Source organism: Sphingomonas sp. MS122 (assembly GCF_049532975.1).
Taxonomy (GTDB): Bacteria; Pseudomonadota; Alphaproteobacteria; order Sphingomonadales; family Sphingomonadaceae; genus Sphingomonas.
This window is the reverse complement of the sequence record NZ_CP186695.1, coordinates 2,760,758-2,782,797: the sequence shown is the minus strand read 5'-3', so window position 1 is coordinate 2,782,797 and position 22,040 is coordinate 2,760,758. Positions and strand designations below refer to the sequence as shown.

Here is a 22,040-nt window from a genome sequence, read left to right as displayed (position 1 = left end):
TTGCGGGCGTGGCATTCGGCAAATGGACTGGTTTTGATGCAGCGCTCTCCCCTCGCCCCGCTCGGCTTCCCCTATCTCCCGCCCATTGCGGGGGTGACGCTGCGCGTGGCACGGGCGCGCTACAAGGAATGGGACCGCTGCGACCTCACCTTCGTCACCCTCGACGAAGGCACGGCGGTGGCCGGCGTCACCACCACCAGCAAATGCCCCTCGCCCGAAGTGGAATGGTGCCGCGAGGCGCTGGTGCTGGGCAAGGCGCGCGGGCTGGTTGTGAACGCGGGCAACAGCAACGCCTTCACCGGCAATCGCGGCCGCGCGGCGGTCGAGGCAATCGCGGCGCGGGTCGCGGCGCATCTGGACTGCCAGCCCTCGGACGTGTTCGTTTCCTCGACCGGGGTGATCGGCGTGCCGCTCCCGATCGACAAGGCCGAGGCCGGGCTCGACGCCGCCTTCGCGGCCGAGCCGTGCGGCTGGGAGGACGTCGCCAAGACGATCGGCACCACCGACACCTTCGAGAAGGGCGCGGTCACCACCGCGGTGGTCGGCGGCAAGACCGTCAGCCTGGTCGGCATCATCAAGGGGTCGGGCATGATCGCGCCCGACATGGCGACGATGCTCGGCTATGTCTTCACCGACGCCGCGGTCGATCCCGCCTTCCTCCAGCGCGCGCTGTCCGACGCGAACGCCAGGAGCTTCTCGTGCATCACGGTCGACAGCGACACCTCGACCAGCGACACCGTGCTCGCCTTTGCCACCGGCACCGCGGGCAACGCCCCGCTCGCCGACGCGGATGACGACGGCGCCGACGCGTTCCGCGCCGCGCTCGCCGACCTGTGCCTGCGCCTCGCCCATCTCGTCGTGCGCGACGGCGAGGGCGCGTCCAAGTTCATCCGCATCGACGTCGACGGCGCCGAGAGCGACCGCAGTGCGCACCGTATCGCGCTCAGCATCGCCAACTCGCCTTTGGTCAAGACCGCGATCGCGGGCGAGGACGCCAATTGGGGCCGCATCGTCATGGCGATCGGCAAGGCCGGCGAGCCCGCCGACCGCGACCGACTCGCGATCACCTTCGGCGGCGTTCAGGTGGCGCAGGGCGGGCTCGCGGTCGAGGGTTATGACGAAGCCCCCGTCGCCGCGCATCTCAAGGGCCAGGAGATCGAGATCGGCGTCGATCTCGGCCTTGGCGACGGCCGCGCCACGGTGTGGACCTGCGACCTGACTCACGGCTACATCTCGATCAACGCCGATTATCGCAGCTGAGCGCACTCCTCCGCTTCCCCTGTCCTGAACGCGAGATAAGCCGGCCGTCGCCACGGGTTCAGGCAGGACTGGCTATGGGTGGTCGTCCGCCCGGGAAGAATCTCGGAAGCGCATGACCATGGAGAGCCGATATGCGAACCTTCATTCTTGCAGCGACGCTGGGAGCCAGCATGCTGGTTTCCATCGCCCCCGCCGAAGCCCAGTGGTACGGATCCCGACGCAGCGAAGTCCGGCAAGAGCAGCGCGAATGCGCCCGCGAATTGCGCCGCGCCCGGAACCGCTACGAATATCGCCGCGAACAGCGCGAATGCCGCCGCGAGATCGCCCGCGCCCGTGCCGGCTATCGCGACTATGACCGCCGGGACCGCTACCGGGACGATCGCTACGATCGGTATGATCGCTACGGTCGGTATGATCGCTACGACCGATACGACCGATACGACCGGTATGATCGCCGCTATTGAGCGGTCGAACGAAAACGGGCGGAGCCGCAATGGCTCCGCCCGCCTTCGTTCCAGCACGGCCGGGCAGTGACTGTCACACCACGCTCTCGATCCACGCCTTGAGCTTGGACTTGGTCGAGATCTCGGCGATGCCGATCTGCTGCGCGATCTTCTCGCCGTCCTTGTAGACGAACAGCGTCGGGATACCGCGGATGCCGAGGTTGCCGGGCGTGTCCGGATTCTCCTCGATGTTGAGCTTGGTGATCGTCACCTTGTCGGCCAGCTCCTCGGCCAGTTCTTCCAGGCTCGGCCCGATGATCTTGCACGGCCCGCACCATTCGGCCCAGAAATCGACGAGGACGGGCTTGTCCGACTGAAGGACGTCGGCTTCGAAGCTTGCATCGGTAACGGCCTTGGCCATTTTCAAATCTCCTGTTCGGTTGGCGCCAACCTAGGGAGGCGACCCGCCCCCCTCAAGCGTTTCAGCTCAAGCTTTGCTCCATGGCCGCGAAGCCGGGCTTGTGCGCCGCGACCAGATCGTCGGGCAGCGCGAACAGTATCGGCCCGGCGGTATAGAGCAGCCCCGCCTCGACCCGCCGCCCGGGAAACACCACCTCGAGCGCGGCGACATAGGCCGCCATCTGCCTGACATGATAGGGCGGCACGTCGTCCAAGGACGCCGGTGCGCGGCGCCCGGTCTTGAAGTCCACCACCAGCACGCGATCCTCGGCCACCAGCAGCCGGTCGGCGGTGCCCGACACGACATGTCCGCCCGCCACCACCGCCGCGATCGGCGCCTCGGCCAGCGCCTCCAGCCCGAACAGCGCTGCGAAGCGCGAGTCGGCGAGCACGCCGAGCGCCGCCGCGGCGAGTTCGGCGCGCACCGCGGCATCCGCGACGCCGCCTGCCCCTGCCAGCCAGCGCGCCGCGGCGTCCGCACGCCGCTCCGGCGTCACCGCGGGCAGTCGTTCGAGCAACGCATGGATCAGCCTTCCCCGTTCCGCGGCCGCGCGCAGCGCGGGTCCGGGCGGCGGGTCGGCGACGAGGTCGTCGCCCAGCGACGAGGGCGCGAGCGGACGCGGCGGCCGCGCCTCGACGGGTGCGGACGACCTGACCCAGTCCGGCAGTTCACCTCCCGCCGCCGCCACTTCAGCGCCGCGCGGCTTGCGCGCGACCGGCGGCTGCGGGCGGCTGCCGCTAAAGGTCCGCTCGCCTTCATCCTCGGCCACACCCAGCGCATCGAACGCCGCGCGCGAGGCTGCATACCAGCTCGCCGCCGGCGCCTTCCCCTTCGCCTTGGGTCCGATCGCACCCGCGATCACCAGCCGCTCCTCGGCACGGGTCGCGGCGACGTAGAACAGCCGCCAATGCTCCTCCAGTTCGCGCGCATCGGCCAGCGCGACGGCGGCATCCGCCGGCCCACCGCGCTCGGCCTTGCCCGGGCGGAACACCGGGAAGGCCGGGCCGTCATGCCCCTCGGGCGCCCATTTGACGAAACCGCCGCGATTGCCGCCCTGCGGATCGGCGGTCGCATCGGCGAGGATCACCAGCGGCGCCTGGAGCCCCTTGGCGCCGTGCGCGGTCATCACGCGTACCGCATCCTGCGGCTGCGCGGCATCGCGCACGATCTCGACATCGCCGCGGTCGAACCAGTCGAGGAAGCGCTGCAGGGTCGGCGTCGCCAGCCCCTCGAAGCCGAGCGCGGCGGTCAGCAGCTCCTCGATCGGATCCAGCGCCTCCCGGCCAAGCCGCCGCAGCAGCTTGCGCCGGCCATCCATCTCGCCCGACAGGATCGTCTCGAGGAAACGGTGCGGCGTCATCAGGTCGGCGCGCGCCAGCAGGCCGTAGAGCGGCGCCAGCCGCGCGTCGGGCTGAGTCGCGCGCAGATGCCGCCACAGACTGCCGCGCTCGCGCATCGCGGCGTGCATCAGCTCGTCCTGGCTCCAGCCGATCAGCGGGGAGACCAGCAGCGCGGCGAGCGACAGGTCGTCGTCCGGCTGCAACGCGAAGCGCACCGCCGCGAGCAGATCCTGCACCGCCAGCGGCGCGTTCAACCGCAGGCGGTCGACGCCCGCCACCGGCACCCCCTCGGCATGCAGCCGCGCGACGAGCAGCGAGGCGAGCTCGCCGCGGCGCTTGACCAGGATCATCACATCCTCGGGCCGCAGCATACGCCCCTTGCTCTCCAGCTCGAGCGTGCCGACCCACGCTTTGATCTGTCGCGCGATGCGGTTGGCGACTTCGCGTGTCGCGTCGTCGATCCAGCTTTCCTCGTCATCGGGATCGCCCCCCGCGACGACCGGCGGCCACAGCGTCACCGTGCCTGGCCCGGCGACGCGGCTGGCATGCGCCTCGGACTCGATCCCCATCCCCGGCTCGGGCAGCGCCGCCACCGCCGCATCGACGAACTCCAGGATCGGCGCGGTCGAGCGGAACGAGTGGGTGAGCGCCAGCGTCTCCAGCGCCCCAGCCGAGCGTTCGCGGAAATGGACGTGCGCCGCGGCGAAATTGACCGGATCGGTGCCCTGGAAGCCGAAGATCGCCTGCTTGTAGTCGCCCACCGTGAACAGCGTACGCACTTCCTCGCCATGCGCGCCCTCGCCCGCGAAGAACTCGTCGGCGAGCGCGCGGACGATGCGCCATTGCGCGATATTGGTGTCCTGCGCCTCGTCGATCAGCACATGGCTGGTCGCCTGGTCGAGCTTGAAGCGGATCCAGTCGCCCATGCCGGGCTGGTCGAGCAGCGCGACGGTCTTGCCGATCAGGTCGTCGAAATCGACCGCGCCCGCGCGTCGCTTCGCCTGGGCATAGGCCGCGGCATATTCGCGTCCGGCGGTCAGCCCCTGCGCGAGCAGGTCGGCATAACCCGCACGTGCGATCATCCCCGCCACCGCGATGCACGCCTCGCCCAGCTCGATCGCGAGCATCTCATAGTCCGGGTCGAGCGCGGCCAGTCGGGTCGGCACTTTCTTCGGCTCGTCCTTGGCGGTCAGCACCAGCTTCCGGAGCTCGCCCAGCATCGTCACGCGCGCCGTCGGCTCGGCTGCGAGCCAGGCGCCCGCCACCGCTGCCGCCTCGATCCCGGTCGCGGTGCCCCAGGCGTGATTGGCGTCGGCGATCCGCCGCAGCCCTTCCACGTCGAAATTATCGTCCGAACACCAGCGCGCCGCTTCCTCCAGCACGTCACCCGCCGGCAGCCCCATCGCCCGCCGCAGCCACGGCTGCACGCCCGCGGGCAGTGCCTCCATCGCATCGGGCGCCTTGGCACAGGCGTGCAGGAACGCCTCCGCCTTGCCCTCGCCCAGCCGCAGGCTGAGCGCGCCGACCGCATCGATCAGCCCGTCGCGCCCCTCCCGCCCGGCATCCGCCAGCATCTCCGCCAGCGTGTCGCGCGCCAGCGCGGTCTCCTCGCGCGCTTCGAGCGGCCGGAAGCCGGGGGTCAGCCCCGCCTCGATCGGAAAGGCGGAGAGCAAGGTCTGGCAGAAGCTGTGGATCGTCTGGATGCGCAGCCCCCCGCCCGGCGCGTCGAGCACCCTGGCGAACAGGGTGCGGGCGAACGCGACGCGCTCGGGCCCGAAATCCTCGCCCAGCGCCTCGAGGTCGTTGGCCACTTCGCCCGGCTTTGCCCGCACCCAATGCGCAAGGCGCCGGTTGACGCGCGCCGCCATTTCCGCGGCCCCGGCCTTGGTGAAGGTCAGGCACAGGATCGCACCTGGATCGACTCCGCGCAGCAGCAGCCGGAACACCCGCGACGCGAGGACATGGGTCTTGCCGGTGCCCGCGGACGCGGACAACCACACGCTGCCATCGGGCGCGGACGCCGCGGCCTGGCTTCCGACCAGCGCGTCGAGCGCGCGCAGCTCAGCACCGCTCACGGCCATACCATTCGTCGCGGCGCATCAGCTGGTCATATTCCGAATAGGGCGCGTATTCGGGATGCAGCTTGGCGGTAAAGGGCGCGCCGCCGGTGAGATAGGCGCGTGCGGTCTCGGTGAAATTCTCGGCTGCGACCGGCACAAACTCGTCCGGCAGCATTCGCCCATATTTGCCGCCGGCATCCACGGGGGTGGCGATGTAGCCGAACTCGCCGCCCTTGCGCGCCAGCGACCAATATTCGAAGCAGCTCGCCCGTCCCGAAATGCCCTCGAACCCGCCGCGCTCGGCGATCAGCCCGAGCAGCCCGAGCTGAAGGCTGTACCCCGCGCGCACCGCCCTGGTACTCGGCGGCTGGCCGGTCTTGTAGTCGACGATGCCGAGCGTGCCGTCGCCCATCGCGTCGATCCGGTCGAACTTGCCCTTGAGTGTCACTCCGGCGAAGTCGATCGCCCCCTCCCGCTCGACCGCCAGTACGCGGCGCTGTGGGCGTGCCGCGATCTCGCGCACGATCCAGCGCACCGCCTCGATCAGCCGCGGCTGCCACAGCGCGCGCATCATCGGGTGCGCCCCGGCGAGCATGCCGAGCACGCGCGGCTCAAGCGCCTGTGGATCGCAGCCGTCGAGCTTCGACCATTTCTCCAGCACGTCGTGCACCGCCGTTCCCCGCCACGCGGCGCTCGGATCGGCGTCGACTGGGTCGAGCTGCCGCAGCCGCAGCATGCGCTTGGCGTAGAAGGCATAGGGATCGGCCTTGAGCCGGTCGACATCGGTGACCGGGATCGTGCGTGGACGGGTCGCAACGGGTGGGCGAGGCTCGGGTCGTGCTGTCGGTTCGTGCGCGCCGGGATCGTCGAGCGCGCGCACCCACGCCTCCAGCTCGGTCGCGCGGTCGAGACCGCCCGACAGCGCCTCCAGCCGCAGCCAGAAACGCGAGGCGATGGTCGGCGCCCCCGCATCGCGTTTCGCCCGGGTCAGCAGCACCTCGCGCGCACCCAGCCCCATCGCCAGGTCATGCGCGCTTAGGCCGATCCGCCGCTCCAGTCCCGCCAGCCCCAGTTCGCCGCGGATGCGCGGCGCCAACCACGGGTCGGGCGCGGGCAGGCCCGGCCACACACCCTCGTTCAGCCCGGCGAGGATCATCAGGTCCGCGGTCTGCAGTCGCGCCTCGATCAAGCCGTAGATGGCGAGACGCGGATGTCCGCCCTGCGGCGGCCGCACCGCCACCTCGTCCATCAATGTGCGCAGCATCGCCGCCAGGCTCTCGGGCTCGACCAGTGCCGGACCATGCGCGGCCTCGCGTTCGAGATCGTCGAGCAACGCCGCCGCCGCGCGTCCGTCCGCCCGGCTCCACAGCCCCTCGCCGCACAGCATGGTCGCGGTCTCGCGCAGCTGGGCGAGCAGTCCGGGGAGCGGCGCCGCGCCGCCCGCATAGAGCGTTTCCAGCGGCGCCAGTATCGGCGCGATCTCGCGCCACCAGTCGAGCGCGGCGCGCCGGACACGCGCGTCATGGCCCTCGGGATCGGCGAGGTGCGCCTCGATCCCCGCCAGCCCCGTCGCCGGGCGCGGCCCGCGCAGCGCGAGGTCGAGCGACCGTGCGCCCTCGAGCCATCCCAGCCGGTCCTCACCCGCTGCGACCAGCGGATGCTTGAGCAACGCCAGCAGCGCGAGCGGCGCGAACGCCTGGGCTCCCGCCTCGGCGAGCGCGAGCAGCAAGGTGCCGGGCGGCAGGCTGGCGAGCGGTGCGCCGGCCGAATCGTCGAGCGCGATGCCCCAGCGCGCGCAATGCGCCGCCACGCGCTTGGCCAGCGCGCGGTCGGGTGTCACCAGCGCCGCAGTGCGTCCCTCGGTCTCCAGCGCCTCGCGCAGCGCCAGCGCGATCGCCTGCGCCTCTTCCGCCGGCGTCGCCACCTCGAGCCCGCGCACCTGCACCAGGCGACGCTCGGCAGCGGGCAGGTCGCTCCACCCCCGGGTGAGCTCGGCCGGCATCATCGCGCTCGCGATCGCCTTGCTCCGCGCGGGCGGCGCGTCGAGCTCGGTGGCGACGCGCCATTGCTCGATCTCGCCGCGCTGCGTCCCCATCCGGTCGATCAGAAGCTTCAAGTGGAATTGCGGGTGGGTTTCAAGCGCGCGCTTGCGCCGTCCGGTCGCCGGATCGGGTTCAAACGGGCCGAGCATCGCCCATTCCTCGGCCGGCATCGCCAGATCGACTCCGGGGAATACCACCATCCCCCCCGGCAGTCCCGCCACCACGCGCAGCAAACGCGCGATCGCCGGCGCAGACGTCGTGATTCCCGCGGCACAGACGAAGCGGTCGGGCGGATCGCTCCGCCAGCGCATCGCGACCCGGCCGAGCAACCGGTTGCGCCGCGTCGCCAGATCGATGCGGCCCAGCTTCTCGAGCGCTTGCGGCCATTTGCTCAGCACGATCTCGAACAGGTCGAGCGAGCGCTGCCAATGCGCGGACAGCTCGCCTGCCGTGATGTCGCGCATCCGGCGCGGATCGACTTCCTCGACCAGCAGCTGGTCGAGCGTGCGCCCCAGATCGCCCGCCAACCGCACCGCCTCCGCCGCATCGATCCCGGGCTGTGCCGCCTGCACCAGCCTTGCCAGGATCAGCCGCCGCTGCAGCGGGTCGACCGCGGGCGCCACCGGATCGTCGTCATCCGCCGGATCGAGGAACGGCCCCGCCGCTTCGTCGAGCTCGGGATCACCGACCGCGACCAGCCGCGGCAGCAGCAGCCCGCCCCCGCTGGCGCGCACGAACGCATCGGTGATCGCGCGCTTGGCGCGGTTGGTCGGCACCAGCACGATCCCGCGCGCCAGGCGCATCGGATCCTTGCCGAACCGCTCGATCAAGCCCTTGGCGAGTGCGTCGGCGAACGCCCGGTGCGGCGGGATCGTATAAAGGCTGAGGCGTGCGGACATAGGCGTCCCGAAACCGTAGCGAGGGACGCGGTTGAGGCAAGCGACCTCGGCGGGCAGGCGACCTTTGCGCGTCCCGACGCCGATCTCCCGGCCAGTGCGCCTGGCCGGGAAGAGTCGGAATCGTCCGGCCTACATTGCCGAGCCGGAGGGGCGGACGATCACTTCGTTGACATCCACGCCGTCGGGCTGCTCGACCGCGTAGCGGATCGCGCGGGCGATCGCATCGGGGCTGAGCGAATTGGCGCGCCATGCCTGGAGCCCGGCTGCCACCTCCGGATCGGAAATGTCGTGGCCCAGTTCGGTCGCGACCACGCCGGGCGAGATGATCGTCGCGCGGACCTCCGCATGTTCCTGGCGAAGCCCCTCCGTGATCGCCCACACCGCATATTTGGTCGCGCAGTAGACCGCGCCGGTCGGCACGACGATATGCGCACCGATCGAGGCGACGTTGACGACATGCCCGCTCTGCTGCGCGACGAAGCGCGGCAGCACCGCGGCGATGCCGTTGAGCACGCCATGGATGTTGACGTCGATCATCCGCGTCCATTCGTCCCGCTTGAGCGCGGCGAGCGGCGACAGCGGCATCACGCCGGCATTGTTGACCAGCACGTCGACGCGCCCGAACCGCTCCTCCGCCGCGGCGACGAACATTTCGAAGCTGCGTGGATCGGTGACGTCCAGCTCCTGCGCTGCCACCTGCGGGCCCAAGGCTTCCGCTAGCGCACGGAGCCGGTCGATCCGCCGTGCGCCGATCACCAGCTTCGCGCCGGCCGCAGCCAGTTCGCGGGCGGCTGCCTCACCGATCCCGCTCGAGGCGCCGGTGATGAGAATGGTCTTTTCGCTCAGTCCAGTCATGATCGGTTCCCTTCGCTATTGCGACGCCGCAAATGGGGCCGATCCCGCCACAACCGTTAGGCCGATCGCGCGAAGGATTTGCACGATCCTCCAAAAGTGCCGCAGACAGGCTTGCGACCTCTGCGCGTCGAGTGGAAATGGAACACATGGAACGGATCGCAGAGCTGGCCGCGCTGATCGAGCGGCATATGCCGGAACCCGGCATGAACGGGACTGCGGCGCCGCGTCTATCGCTGATCCGCGCCAATCAGCCGACGGTCGCGACGCCCTCGGTCTATGAAGCATCGCTTTGCCTGATCGCCCAGGGATCGAAGCGCGTGTCGCTTGGCGATCACAGCGTGGTCTATGATGCCGCGCGCTATCTTCTGGTCTCGGTCGATCTGCCGCTCGTCGGCCATGTCCTGGAGGCAAGTCCGGAGGCGCCCTATCTCTGCTGCAAGATCGACCTCGATCAGTCGGCGCTTGCCGACCTCATACTCGCCGAGGGCGCCACCGGCCCGCGCGCCGATGCCCCGATGCTGGCGGTCTATCCCAGCGATCCCGATCTGGTCGATGCCGCATGCCGGCTGGTGAGGCTGCTCGACCGGCCCGAGACCGTCCCTGCGCTGATGCCGCTGATCGAGCGCGAGATCCTCTACCGGCTGCTCACCGGCCCGCACGGCCCGACGCTCCGGCAGATGGCGGTGGCGGACAGCCATCTGGGGCAGGTCAGCCGCGCCATCGCCCGAATCCGCCGTGGCTTCCACGAGCAGCTCCGCGTTGGCGAGATCGCCGCGGCGGCGGGGATGAGCGCATCCTCGTTCCATGCTCATTTCAAGGCCGTCACGCGGATGACGCCGCTCGAATATCAGAAACAGCTGCGGTTGCAGGAAGCGCGCCGCATGATGCTGACCGAGGGCGCGAGCGCCGGCTCGGCGGGCTTCGCGGTGGGCTATGAAAGCCAGTCGCAGTTCAGCCGCGAATATCGCCGCCTGTTCGGCGCGCCACCGCGGCGCGATATCGAACGAATTCAGCTTTCGGGCGAGTACGCCGCCGCCGTGTGACTAGCCGTCCGCCAGCACCGCCTCCGTCGCGTGAATCGCGGGCGGCGAGCCGACGTCGAACCACAGGCCCTGATGCACCACGCCAAAGGCGCGGCCCGCCTCGATCGCGCGTTCCCAGAACAAATTGGTCGAGAACGGCCCCTCGGGCCAGTCGCGGATCACACGCGGCGAGAGGATCTGCACGCCGGTATAGACGAAGGGCGCGAGCCGGCCTGGCTTGCGCCGCCCGACGATCTTGCCGAATGCGTCGAGGTGGAAATCGCCCTGCCCGCGATGGCAATGCGCGCGGGCGAGCGGGACGAGCAGCAGCAGCGCGTCCATCCGCTCGTCGTCCCACGCCGCGGCGAGCTGGCGGATCGCGTCGATCGGCCCGTCGATCCAGAGATTGTCGCTGTTGACGCACAGGAAGGGCTTGTCCCCGAGCCACTTGCGCGCCTGAACCAGGCCGCCGCCGGTCTCCATCAGCTGGCCGCGCTCGTCCGAGACGATCACCTCGATGTCCTTGACGCGATGCGTGACATGCGCCTCGAGCGCATCGGCGAGATAATGGACGTTGACCACCGCGCGCTTGACCCCGGCGCTGCGCAGCCGGTCGAAGACATGGTCGATCAGCGGCTTCCCCGCGACCTCGACCAGCGGCTTGGGGCGCGTCGCGGTGAGCGGGCGCATGCGCTTGCCCAGGCCCGCGGCCATCACCATCGCCGTCTCCGGCACCTGCGCGGCGGGCGCCGGACGCAGCGCGAGCGTCTTCTTGATGCTCACCCGGCCACCGTCATCGGATCGCCGCGCAGCTGCGCCGGGATGTTCGCGTGGAACCACGCCGCCACCGGCGCCAGCGCGGGATGCTTGAGGTCGCGTTCGAGATAGCCCCACACGCGCGGACAGAGGCCTGGATAGCGCGGCTTGCCGTCGCGCTTCCACAGGCGGGTGAAGATGCCGATGATCTTGGCGTTCCGCTGCGCGCCGAGCACATGATAGGCGTCGAAGAAGCTTTCGTCCGCCCCGGTGATCCGCCGATAGCGGTCGAGCAACGCCGCCTCCAGGTCGGGATGCACGTCGCGCCGCGCATCCTGCAGCAGCGAGACCAGGTCATAGGCCGGATGTCCCGCCAGCGCGTCCTGGAAGTCGAGCAGGCCCAGCGTTTCGCTGCCCTCGATCAGCATCAGGTTCTCGGCATGATAGTCGCGCAGCACGGTCACCGGCGCGCCGTCCTTCGCCACCGGGCCCAGCACCGCGTCCCAGGCCGCGGCATAGCCGGGCACATCGACGTCGAGGCCTACCGCCGGGCAATACCAGTCGGTCAGCAGCGCCGCCTCGCGCTGATAGACGTCGCGATCATAGGGACCGACGTCGGCCGCTTCATGCTCGCGCAGCCGCACCAGCACGTCGATCGCCGCCTCGTAGAGGCGCAGCTCGCTCTCGGGCGCGGCGTCGGCAGTCTCGCGCAGCCGGGCGTCGCCGAAATCCTCGATCAGGACGAGCCCTGTGGTCAGGTCCTCGCCATAGATGCGCGGCGCGGCAAACCCGCGGTCCGTCAGCCAGCGCGCGACCCCGATGAACGGGCGCGGATCCTCGTGCGGCGGCGGCGCGTCCATCAGGATCGCGCTGCGCCCCGGCGCCTGCACGCGGAAATAGCGGCGGAACGAGGCGTCGCCGGCCAGCGGCAGGATCTCGCCGTCCCCCCAGCCCAGCTCGTTCAGGAAATGCGGCGCCCGGGCGGGCGGATTCATGTCAGCGGCCATCGGTCCTTCCATGCCGCGGGCACCTGCGCTGTCAAGCCGCGCGCGCCGTCCGGCTCGATCGTCAGGCCGAGCCACAGCGCGTCGTGCCATGCCGATGCCGGCAGCCGCTCCGGCCATTCGACTACCAGCAGCGAATCGTAGCGCGCGTCGTCGAGGCCAAGCTCGTCGACTTCATGGGGGCTCTCGATCCGGTAGAGATCGACATGCAGCACCGGAAACCGCGTTTCGGGCGGACCATAAGGCTGGACGATGGCGAAGCTCGGCGACGGCGCCTCCTCCTCGAGCCCCAGCGCCGCGAGCAGCCCGCGCGCAATGCTGGTCTTGCCCGCGCCGAGCTGTCCCGACAGCGCGATCACGTCGCCCGGCCGCGCCACCGCCGCCAGCCGCGCGCCCAGCGCCTCGCTCGCCGCCGCATCCGCGAGCCGGATCATCCGCGCGGCAGCTCGACGGTGACCATCGTCCCCTGCCCCGGCTCGGAGACGAGTTCGATCGTCCCCCCATGCGCCTCGACGAACTGCTTGGCGAGCGGGAGGCCGAGGCCCAGCGCGCGATCGCCCCCGCGGCTGATCCCCGGCTGGGCGAAGCGCTCGAAAGCCTTGTCCGCGATCTTCTTCGCCATGCCCGGGCCATTGTCGGAAACGACGATCCGGGCGTTCTCGGGCGTGCCGTCGATGTGCAGCAGCACCCGCCCCGCCTCGGATGTTCCCGCCACCGCATGGCGCAGCAGATGCTCGATCGTCTGGCGGATACGCCGGGCATCGCCGTGCACTGCGCCCGCGCTGCCCAGGATCTCGACCGCCAGCTCGATTCGCTTCGCCTGCGCCGCCGGCGCCACCGCCTCCGCCGCCGCGCCCGCGGCGAGTTCCAGATCGACCGTCCCCTGAGTCGGCGCCCCGTCCTCGCGCGTGAGATCGAGCACGTCGTCGATCAGGTCGCTCAGCCGGGCGACCGAATCGAGGATCGCCTCGCTATATTCGACCCCGCTCGGCGACAGCTCGCCGGCATAGCCGGCGCGCAGCATCTCGGCGAAGCCCTGGATCGAGGTGAGCGGCGTGCGCAGCTCGTAGCTCATGTTCGCCACGAACGCGGTCTTGACCCGATCGGCCGCCTCCAGCGCCTCGTTGCGCTCGCGCAGCGCATTCTCGACGCGGCGGCGGTCCGAGATGTCGAGCATCGTGAACAGCGCGTTGCCGTCGGGCAGCGGCACGGCGGCCGCCTCGAAATAGCGCCCGTCGTTGAACTCGATCATGGCGCCGCGCTGCTGGCGCTCGACCGTCGCCGCGCGCACCAGTTCGGCGATCAGCACCGCGCGGCCCGGGCTGGCGAGCCGCGCGCCGGCCTCCTTCGCCAGCGCATCGACGCGCGGATGGCTGGTGATGAAGGCTTCCTCGAACCCCCAGAGCTGGCGGAAGCGGTTGTTCCACAGCTGCAGCCGGCCATCGGCCGCGAATACGCCCAGCGCCTCGAACAGATTGTCGAACGTCGCGGTGCGCACGCGCAGCAGCGTGTCGCGCGCGCTGGCGAGCTGCACCTGCTCGGTCAGGTCCTCGAAGATCAGCAGCAATCCGCCCTCGGGCAGCGGCTGGGCGACGACGCGCAGATGGGTGCCGCCCGGCAATGTCCAATTCTCCTCGCGCGCCGCGTCCGCGGCGACGAACCAGTCGCGCCGCTCCGCCTTCCAGCCCGGAAAGTCGCGCACCACGGGCAAGCGGTTGGCCTCGCGCATGCGCTCGAGCACGCGCTCGAATTCGGGCCCGTCGGCGAGCCACTCGCTGCGCAGCGCGAACATGCGGCGGAACGGCTGGTTGCAGAAGACGAGGCTGCGATCCGCCGCGAACTGCGCGACGCCCGACGACATGCGGTCGAACATCTCGCGCTGCGCCTCGTCGGCGAGCTTGATTCCGGCACGCGCGCGCTCGAGCTCCTCGACATCGACGGCGAAGCCCGCCACCCCGCCGGTCGGCAGCGGCACGTCGTGGATGTGCAGCATCCGCCGCGCACCGCCGATCGTCGCGGGGAGCTTGACCATCTTGGGCCGTCCAGCATCGCGCGCCGCGCCGGCGCTGGCGAGCGGGCCGCCCGGCGCGGAGGCGTCGACCAGCTCGACCCCGGCGCGCACCACCGCTTCGGCATCCTTGCCGTTGACCGCGGTGACATAGGCGTTGTTGACCATCGCCAGCTTGAGCTCGCGATCGCGATACCACATCGGCATCGGCGCCGACTGGATGAGGCCGGTCAGCGCCTCGAAGGCCTCGCGATAGCGCGCCGCCTCGGTCGACAGCCGCGTCACCTCCTCCTGCGCCTCGGTGGCGTCGAACACCCACAGCACCACTCCGCCCGGCGCGCGCACCGCGTCGGGCGCGCGCTGCCCGATCATCAGCAGGGTGCGCGACGACCCCCGCGCCCGCACCGTCGCACGGAACGGCCGTGCCGCCTTCTGCGCGGCGGCAATGTCTCGCTCGAGCGCGGCGGCCTCGCTCGCGTCGAATACGGCTTCGTTGCCGACGATCTCGCTCAAATGGTTCGGGATCGCCTCGAGCCCGAGCAGGTCGGCGAGCTTGTCGCTCAGCTCGACGCGGCCGTCGGCGCGCACCACCATCGCCTGCGCTGGCGCGCTTGCCGCAAGCGCGTCGGCACGGCGGTGCGCGTCGAGCCGGGCGGCGGCGCGCGCGCGTTCGCGCAATCCTGCAAACAGCATCGCGGCGCCCACCACGACGAGCAGCGCGACCACCGCGCCGGCGGCGACCGCCGCAGCGTTGGAAACCTCGATCACCGCGTCGCGCCGTCCTGCATCTAATGGCTCTTAGGCCATGCTTTCGCGCGCGAAAACCCGGACCGCGAAACAGAATGGCGTACGCGCCGGGCCGACATGAAAAAGGGGCCGGAACTTGCGCTCCGGCCCCTTCGATCTGGTCTTTGCGTTCAAATCAGAACAGCTTGGCCTTCACGCCCAGGAAGAACGAGCGGCCGACCGCGCTGACCGGATAGCCCGTCGCAGCGACGTCCGGCTTCATGTCGAACAGGTTGTTGATGCCGGCATAGACGTCGTACTTATCGTCGACGCTATATGCGACATACAGTTCGTGCTCCCACTTCTCCTTGTACCAGATGTACTCGGGCGCGACGTAATCGGGGTTCGCGCGCTCCTGCTCCGGAGTGACGCGACGGGTCTTCGACCACCAGTTCACGCCGTAGTTGAGCGTCAGCGGCCCCTTCGTCCAGGTGAGGTCGAAAGTCGCGCTGTACTTCGGCGCCGGATAGGCAGACGACTCCAGATCATTCTCCGGATCCGCGCCGGCGGTCGGCACGAACTGAAGCTTGTCCAGATAGTTGCCCTGCGCCCGCACCGTGAAGGTGCCGGCATTGTCGAACGGCTGGAAGCGATAGCTCAGCGACACGTCGAGGCCCGCGGTCTCATAGGATGCAACGTTCTCCGGAATGATCGTGAAGAAGTTGATGTAGCCAGTGGTGCCGCTGCGAGAGATCACTTCGCAATAGATGTTGTCGAGCGTGGGCTGGTCGACGCAGAGGTCAACGACCGACTGCGCGGTCGAATAGTTGATCGCCTGCTCGATCTTGATGTTGTACCAGTCCGCCGTGATCGAAAGCCCGGGGATGAAGCGCGGACGCAACACCGTTCCCACCGTCCAGGTCTTCGCCGTTTCCTCGTTCAACGTGCGGTTGCCGCCCTGGAAGCCGAGCAAGCTGCTGTTCTGCGGCGAGGTGAAGTCGTTCGCCGGATCGAACGCGGCCTGCTGCGCCGGCGTCAGGCCGGCGGCGGTCAGCGCCGCGGTGCAGTTGGCAGCGCGATACTGCGTGCCTTCCGCCAGGCGATCGGGACCGCACGGATCGATGATGAACTCATAAGTGCCGCTGCCGCCCGCGAACAACTCGGTGATGTTCGGCGCGCGAACCGCTTCCGAATAGGTGCCGCGGAAGGTGATATCGCGGACCGGCGAGAAGCTGCCGTTTACGTTCCAGGTGTTGGTCCGGCCGATCGTCGAATAGTCCGACAGACGATAGGCACCGCCGACCGAGAGGTTATGCGCGAACGGCAGATCCGCAAGGATCGGCAGGTTGATTTCGGCGAACAGTTCCTTGACGTCGAAGCTGCCCTTGTCGACGCGGGCCGGCGCATTGTCCATCAGCACGCCGCGCAGGCTGACATCCGACGGAATGTAATGGCTGCTTTCGGAGCGATATTCGGCGCCGAGCGCGAAGCCGATCCCGCCGCCGGGCAGCTTGAAGTAGGATTCGGTGTTGCCGGTAAGTACCGCCGACACGACATGCTGCTTGATCCGCGCCCAATCGGAGTGATCGACCGTGAAGAAGTCGAGCGCCGCCTGCGAGGGCGAACCCTCACCCAGGATGTTGAGCGGGACGCACTGGCCGGGCGTGAAGGTCACCGGCGCGCCGTTGAACACGACGCCGTTGCCATAGCTCACGCCGTTGACATTGGTCTGGCCGGGCAGGTTGATGCGGCAGGTGATCTGGCCGTTGGCCGGGTTCACCACCGCGTCGAGCGCCGCATAATAGCGGTCGGCAATGCGGTCGTTGCGGTTGGTCGATTCCTGCGTCGACTGGCCGAAGACGTACGAGAAGTCGTACTTCAGGCCCGAACCGATATCGCCCCGGGCGCCGACGACGGTACGGAACAGCTCACGCTCCATCTCGTAGCGGCGGATGCCGAAATCGAAATGGTCGCGGCTGAAGATCGCCGGCCCGGTGATCGCCGCCGCGCCGTAGCGCTGGATCAGATAGGCGTTGTCGGGCGCCAGCTCGGTGTAGAAGTCATAGGTCGGCTGCGAGAACGTATAGGCTTTCGAGCGCACATACTTGCCCTGCGCGTAGATCTCGAGCGCGGGGCTGAACTCGAACTTTGCCATGATATTGGCGATGTGGCGGCGCGTATACGGCGTGTAGTCGCCGAAATAGGTCTCGCGCGGAGTGCTCGAACCGCCGACGGTGAAGGCCGAGCCCGGAACATAGGTGCCGAGGTCGTAGATGCCGCCTTCACCGGTACGATCCGGCACGAAGTCGCCATCCAGATCGACCGCGCCGCCGGGCGAGCTGTCGGCCCAGCGCAGGTTGGTGTAGAGGATGCGATCCGGCACGTTCGGATCGTCCGTCGCGCTGCCCGGAGGGCCGTCATTCGGGTTGCGGCCGAACGCATAGGACGGGCCGGTCAGGCCGTAGTTCAGGCGGTCGCGCTGGCTGAAGCGGTCGGTCTCCTGGAATTCATATGCCAGAGTCACGTTGCCGCGGCCATCCGCGAAGTTCTTGCCGAACGTCACCGCGGCGAAGCGCGAACCCGCGTCGCCACGCTCCGAGATGTTGGCCTGCGCGCGCAGGCGGAGGCCCTCGAAATCGTCCTTGAGGATGAAGTTGACCACGCCGGTCACGCCGTCCGCACCGTAAATGGCCGAGGCGCCGCCGGTCAGGATATCGATGCTCTGCACCAGGTCCGACGGGATCGTGTTCACGTCGACCGCAGCGATGCCGGGATAGCCCGCGACATGGCGGCGGCCGTCCACCAGCACCAACGTGCGTTGCGTGCCGAGGTTACGCAGGTCGAGCATGTTGACGCCGACATTCTGCGCATTGCTGAGGTTCGAACCGGCCACGTCCTGATTGCTCTGCGAACCGAGCAGCGCGGGCGTGTCGATCAGGAATTCGGTGAGGTTGGTCTTGCCCGACTGCTCGACCGTCTCGGAAGTGATCACCTGGACCGGGTTGGGCAGCGAAAGCTCCGGACGCGCGATGCGCGAGCCGGTGACGACCACGGTCTCCTCGGGATCAGGCTCCGTCGTCGCCGCATCCTGCGCGAAGGCAGGCGCTGCGCCGGCAAGGACAAGGGCAGTAAGAGACGCGGCAAGCCGGTACCCGGCCTTGCGGGAGGTGAGTGAACGCATACTTGAACCCCTTTTTTGGATTTCCCTCAATGGTCTTGGATGCGCCCAACCGGTTGCATCGCGCAACCCTCCGTTACCATTTTCGGACAGAGTGTTGCGTCGGCATCACACCTGCCGCCCGCCCCTTCCGAAAACGTAAACGAGCGCACGAAAAGGGGCGCGCCCGTTGCCGGACACGCCCCTTTTCGACAGTCGCACTTTGTCGAGTGCGCCGAACTCAGTAGCGGTAGTGATCCGGCTTGAACGGCCCTTCCACCGGCACGCCGATATAGTCGGCCTGCTGCTGGCTGAGCTTGCTGAGCTTCACGCCGAGCTTCTCGAGGTGAAGCGCCGCGACCTTCTCGTCGAGGTGCTTGGGCAGGACGTAGACCTCGTTCTTGTACTGGTCCGACTTGGTCCACAGCTCGATCTGCGCGAGCACCTGGTTGGTGAAGCTCGACGACATCACGAACGACGGGTGGCCGGTCGCGTTGCCGAGGTTCACCAGGCGGCCCTTCGACAGGATGATGATCTGCTTGCCGTCGGGGAACTCGACCAGGTCGACCTGCGGCTTGACCTCGGTCCACTTCATGTTGGCGAGGCCGGCGATCTGGATCTCGCTGTCGAAGTGGCCGATGTTGCAGACGATCGCCATCGGCTTCATCGCGCGCATGTGATCGACGGTGATCACGTCGGCGTTGCCGGTCGCGGTGACGAAGATGTCGGCGCGGGTCGCCGCCTCTTCCATCGTCACGACCTCATAGCCTTCCATCGCCGCCTGCAGCGCGCAGATCGGGTCGATCTCGGTGACCAGCACGCGCGCGCCGCCGTTGCGCAGCGAGGCGGCCGAGCCCTTGCCGACGTCGCCGAAACCGGCGACGACCGCGACCTTGCCGGCCAGCATCACGTCGGTGCCGCGGCGGATCGCGTCGACCAGCGATTCCTTGCAGCCATAGAGGTTGTCGAACTTCGACTTGGTCACGCTGTCGTTGACGTTGATCGCCGGGAACGGGAGCTTGCCCTTCTTGGCCAGCTCATAGAGGCGATGGACGCCGGTGGTGGTCTCTTCCGACACGCCCTTGATCGTCGCGACCGTCTTGGTGAGGTAGCCCGGACGCTCGGCGAGGAAGCGCTTGAGCGTCGCGACGAAGATCTCCTCTTCCTCGTTCGACGGGGTGAACAGCGCCTCGCCCGCCTCGACGCGCGCGCCCCACAGCGCGAACATGGTGGCGTCGCCGCCATCGTCGAGGATCATGTTGCAGACCGTGTCGGTGCCCCAGTCGAAGATGCGGACGACATAGTCCCAATATTCCTCGAGCGTCTCGCCCTTGACGGCGAAGACGGGGATGCCGCGTGCGGCGATCGCGGCGGCGGCATGGTCCTGGGTCGAGAAGATGTTGCACGAGGCCCAGCGGATCTCGGCGCCGAGCTCGGCCAGCGTCTCGATCAGCACCGCGGTCTGGATCGTCATGTGCAGCGAGCCGGTGATGCGCGCGCCCTTGAGCGGCTTCTCCGCGCCGAACTCCTCGCGCAGCGCCATCAGGCCCGGCATCTCGGTTTCGGCGATCTCGATCTCCTTGCGGCCGAAATCGGCGAGCGAGATGTCCTTGACGACGTAATCGGTCTTTTCGAGCACGGTGGCCACGCTGGTTCTCCGTTTGTGTAGCGTCGCGGCCGGAATCCCGGCGGCATGGCCGCGCCCGTAGCGAATTCGCCGGACGAGCGCAAATGAAACATAAAGATATCTTTATATCATAGGGGCGCCAGCCCTTCTCGCCGGCCGATTGACTCTGTGCGGGGCCGCTGTCACCCCTGCGTCGGGGCATATGGGGGCAATAGCATGAAGCGGAGAATGACGAGCAGCGCCGCGGCGCTGGCGATGGCGGCGATGTTGTGCGTGCCGAACGCCGCGTTCGCCCAGGCGGCCAAGCCGGAGAAGGTCCCCTCGCTCTACGTCCAGTGCGACGGCAACCCCAACAACATGACGGCCGGCGAGACCGCGGCGCGGCTGCTCGGCGCGGTCACCCTGCTCGCGCTGTTCGCGCCGGCGCCGGAGGGTGCGGATCCGTCGAAGCGCAAGTTCGGCGCCGACGGCGTCAACGTCTGCACCCAGCTGATCGAGGGCGAGAAGAAGGAGAACAACGCCTATCGCCGCATCAACCTGGTCCTCGGCCGCGCGATCCACCGGATCGAGGCCAAGGATTATGACGGCGCCATCGCCGATGCCGCGCTCGCCCGCAGCGAGGCCGACACCGCCGGTTTCCTCGCCAATCCCTATTATCTCCGTTCGCAGGGCCGCGCCTTCGACCTGATCCCCGCCGCCGCGCTCTATCGCGCGGGCAAGGCGGCGGAAGCGCGCGAGACGGCGCTGCGCAACCTCGCCGACTCTCGCTTCCTGCTCACCCCGCTGATGAGCGTGCCCGGCTATATCCTGAGCGACCCCGCCGCCTCGCCGCAGGAGGCGGAACTGCGCGGCTGGCGCAGCCGCCTCGGCTTCGGCGCGCTCGATCACGCCAGCCGGCTCGAGGAATGGGGCGAGTTCAAGCAGGCGGCGGTGGTGCGCGAGGCGTTTGTCGACTTCAACGCCCGCACCTCGCCCGAGCTGCGCAGCAGCGCCGTGCTCGCGCGCTCGGCGATCTCGCTCGCGCTGGCCGGCGACGCCGCGCTGTCCGACACGCGCATCGCCGAAGCGCGCGCCAATTCGGAGAAGCGCCGCGCCGAGGGCAATCCGGAACGGGACGCCAGCGAGATCGTCGAGCTGCTCGATCTCCACGGCATCATCCGCCAAATCCAGAAGGGCGAGGTCAAGGCCGCCCGCCGCCTGTTCGCGGCGCGCTCGCAATGGGTCGCCGCCTCGTTCGGCAGCGTGGTCGAGACCACGCGCCGGCTGCGCGAGGGCGCCTCGGCGGACGAGATGATCGGTGGCCTGTCGCGCGATCCGGCCGGTCTGTGGAAGGAGCGGCTGGACACGATCCGCGCCGAGGCGCTGGCCAAGGACAGCGACAATGCCACGCTGTTCCGCCTCATCCCGGGTGTCGATTCGGCAGCCGCCTACCGCAACCTCTCGAAGCAGGTGTGGAAAACCGACAAGTCCAAGCTGGTGCTGAAGCTCAAGGACGAGAGCAAGTCGAAGCTCAAGATGGAGCGCATGTTCCTCTATGGCGCAGACTTCGACGCGATGTTCCCCGCCTATGCGCTCCATGCCGCGCTGCTCGCCAAGTCGCGCGGCCATCAGGGCTTCGTCATGATCCCGCTGGTGACGGGCTCGATGGTGATCGCCGCCTTCGTCACCGGCAACAAGGGGGAGCCGGGGCTCAAGGAGCCGATGTTCGCCGAGGCCGAAGAGGTCATCGCGGCGCTCTCGCCCGTGATCCCCTCTCCCGAGGCGATCAAGGCGGAGCAGCGCGCCGCGAAACGCTGAAGCTCAGGCCGTGCCGGTGCTGGCGGCGAGCAGCCGCGGATCGATGCCCTCGCGCTCGAACCCCTGCTCCCAGCGTCGGTGCGTCTCGACGCCGTAGAGCAGCTCGAGATTGCCCGGCACGTTGAACCAGCCGTGCCGGGTCATCTCCGCGTCGAGCTGCCCCTCGCCCCAGCCGGCATAGCCGAGCGCGACCAGCCATTGCGACGGCCCGGTCCCCTCGGCGATCGCGCGCAGGATGTCGATCGTCCCGGACAACGCCCAGCGCCCGGCGACCTCGATCGTGTCCTGTCCGCCCCAGTCGGTCGAATGCAGCACGAAGCCGCGGCGCGGCTCCACCGGCCCGCCGAAATGCACCGGGGCATCGGGCGCCGAGCCGGGATCGATCTCGAACTGCCCAAGCAGCTCGTGCAGCCCGAGCCCGGCGATCGTCTGCCCGACACCGATGCCCAGCGCGCCATTCTCGTCATGCGCGCACATCGCGATCACCGCGCGTTCGAATCGCGGATCGCCGATCCCGGGCAGCGCGAGCAGGATCTGTCCGGTGAGAAAGGTGGAGGAGTCCATGCCGCCTCAAACATATCGGC

15 protein-coding genes are annotated in these 22,040 nt (G+C 69.0%); 4 read left to right on the top strand and 11 right to left on the bottom strand.

Annotated elements, in window-relative coordinates; genetic code table 11:
- Positions 1 to 36: 36 nt before the first annotated feature.
- Together argJ and ACO227_RS13495 are read left to right on the top strand one after the other, a co-directional pair.
- Positions 37 to 1,260: a bifunctional glutamate N-acetyltransferase/amino-acid acetyltransferase ArgJ gene (argJ, locus tag ACO227_RS13500; RefSeq protein ID WP_423602341.1), complete on the top strand. Its 1,224-nt coding sequence runs from the start codon at positions 37 to 39 to the stop codon at positions 1,258 to 1,260.
- 131 nt (positions 1,261 to 1,391) lie between these two features.
- Positions 1,392 to 1,724 carry a hypothetical protein gene (locus tag ACO227_RS13495; RefSeq protein ID WP_423602340.1) on the top strand — a complete coding sequence of 111 codons (333 nt, stop codon included), beginning with the start codon at positions 1,392 to 1,394 and terminating at the stop codon, positions 1,722 to 1,724.
- A gap of 73 nt (positions 1,725 to 1,797) precedes the next feature.
- On the opposite strand, the gene trxA is transcribed toward ACO227_RS13495, so the two are convergent.
- The 4 genes from trxA to ACO227_RS13475 all read right to left on the bottom strand — a co-directional run bounded on the left by trxA (position 1,798) and on the right by ACO227_RS13475 (position 9,359).
- Complete coding sequence (gene trxA / locus ACO227_RS13490) at positions 1,798 to 2,124, bottom strand: thioredoxin (RefSeq protein WP_423602339.1); 327 nt, start codon at positions 2,122 to 2,124, stop codon at positions 1,798 to 1,800.
- Positions 2,125 to 2,185: 61 nt separating this feature from the next.
- Entirely contained in the window at positions 2,186 to 5,584 is a 3,399-nt protein-coding gene (gene addA, locus ACO227_RS13485; RefSeq protein ID WP_423602338.1) for a double-strand break repair helicase AddA, read from the bottom strand.
- On the bottom strand, positions 5,565 to 8,504 hold the full coding sequence (gene addB / locus ACO227_RS13480) for a double-strand break repair protein AddB (RefSeq protein WP_423602337.1): 2,940 nt from the start codon (positions 8,502 to 8,504) through the stop codon (positions 5,565 to 5,567). Before addB ends, addA begins: the two co-directional genes overlap by 20 nt.
- Positions 8,505 to 8,633: 129 nt before the next feature.
- Complete coding sequence (locus ACO227_RS13475; RefSeq protein WP_423602336.1) at positions 8,634 to 9,359, bottom strand: SDR family oxidoreductase; 726 nt, start codon at positions 9,357 to 9,359, stop codon at positions 8,634 to 8,636.
- A gap of 146 nt (positions 9,360 to 9,505) precedes the next feature.
- Between ACO227_RS13475 and ACO227_RS13470 the strand changes: the two genes are divergently transcribed.
- A complete protein-coding gene (locus ACO227_RS13470) occupies positions 9,506 to 10,402 on the top strand; it encodes an AraC family transcriptional regulator (RefSeq protein WP_423602335.1) in 897 nt (298 codons plus the stop codon).
- Here the strand turns inward: ACO227_RS13470 and ACO227_RS13465 are convergent, their stop codons facing one another.
- The 6 genes from ACO227_RS13465 to ahcY form a co-directional block, all read right to left on the bottom strand.
- On the bottom strand, positions 10,403 to 11,101 hold the full coding sequence (locus ACO227_RS13465; RefSeq protein WP_423607354.1) for a nucleotidyltransferase family protein: 699 nt from the start codon (positions 11,099 to 11,101) through the stop codon (positions 10,403 to 10,405).
- Between the two features lie 59 nt (positions 11,102 to 11,160).
- Positions 11,161 to 12,132: an aminoglycoside phosphotransferase family protein gene (locus ACO227_RS13460; RefSeq protein WP_423607352.1), complete on the bottom strand. Its 972-nt coding sequence runs from the start codon at positions 12,130 to 12,132 to the stop codon at positions 11,161 to 11,163.
- Positions 12,129 to 12,575 (bottom strand): tRNA (adenosine(37)-N6)-threonylcarbamoyltransferase complex ATPase subunit type 1 TsaE, encoded by a 447-nt coding sequence (tsaE, locus tag ACO227_RS13455; RefSeq protein ID WP_423602334.1) that lies wholly within the window; start codon positions 12,573 to 12,575, stop codon positions 12,129 to 12,131. Before tsaE ends, ACO227_RS13460 begins: the two co-directional genes overlap by 4 nt.
- Positions 12,572 to 14,917, bottom strand: coding sequence for a PAS-domain containing protein (locus ACO227_RS13450; protein WP_423602333.1), 2,346 nt, complete (start codon positions 14,915 to 14,917; stop codon positions 12,572 to 12,574). Before ACO227_RS13450 ends, tsaE begins: the two co-directional genes overlap by 4 nt.
- 154 nt (positions 14,918 to 15,071) lie before the next feature.
- Positions 15,072 to 18,056 (bottom strand): TonB-dependent receptor domain-containing protein, encoded by a 2,985-nt coding sequence (locus ACO227_RS13445; protein ID WP_423602332.1) that lies wholly within the window; start codon positions 18,054 to 18,056, stop codon positions 15,072 to 15,074.
- A gap of 217 nt (positions 18,057 to 18,273) precedes the next feature.
- The gene (gene ahcY, locus ACO227_RS13440; protein WP_423602331.1) at positions 18,274 to 19,680 is read right to left on the bottom strand and encodes an adenosylhomocysteinase; all 1,407 of its coding nucleotides are present in this window, start codon (positions 19,678 to 19,680) and stop codon (positions 18,274 to 18,276) included.
- Positions 19,681 to 19,887: 207 nt separating this feature from the next.
- Here ahcY and ACO227_RS13435 point away from each other — a divergent pair, with 207 nt between their 5' ends.
- On the top strand, positions 19,888 to 21,456 hold the full coding sequence (locus tag ACO227_RS13435; RefSeq protein ID WP_423602330.1) for a hypothetical protein: 1,569 nt from the start codon (positions 19,888 to 19,890) through the stop codon (positions 21,454 to 21,456).
- A 3-nt stretch (positions 21,457 to 21,459) separates the two neighbouring features.
- On the opposite strand, the gene ACO227_RS13430 is transcribed toward ACO227_RS13435, so the two are convergent.
- Positions 21,460 to 22,020, bottom strand: coding sequence for a YqgE/AlgH family protein (locus tag ACO227_RS13430; RefSeq protein WP_423602329.1), 561 nt, complete (start codon positions 22,018 to 22,020; stop codon positions 21,460 to 21,462).
- Positions 22,021 to 22,040: the final 20 nt, after the last annotated feature.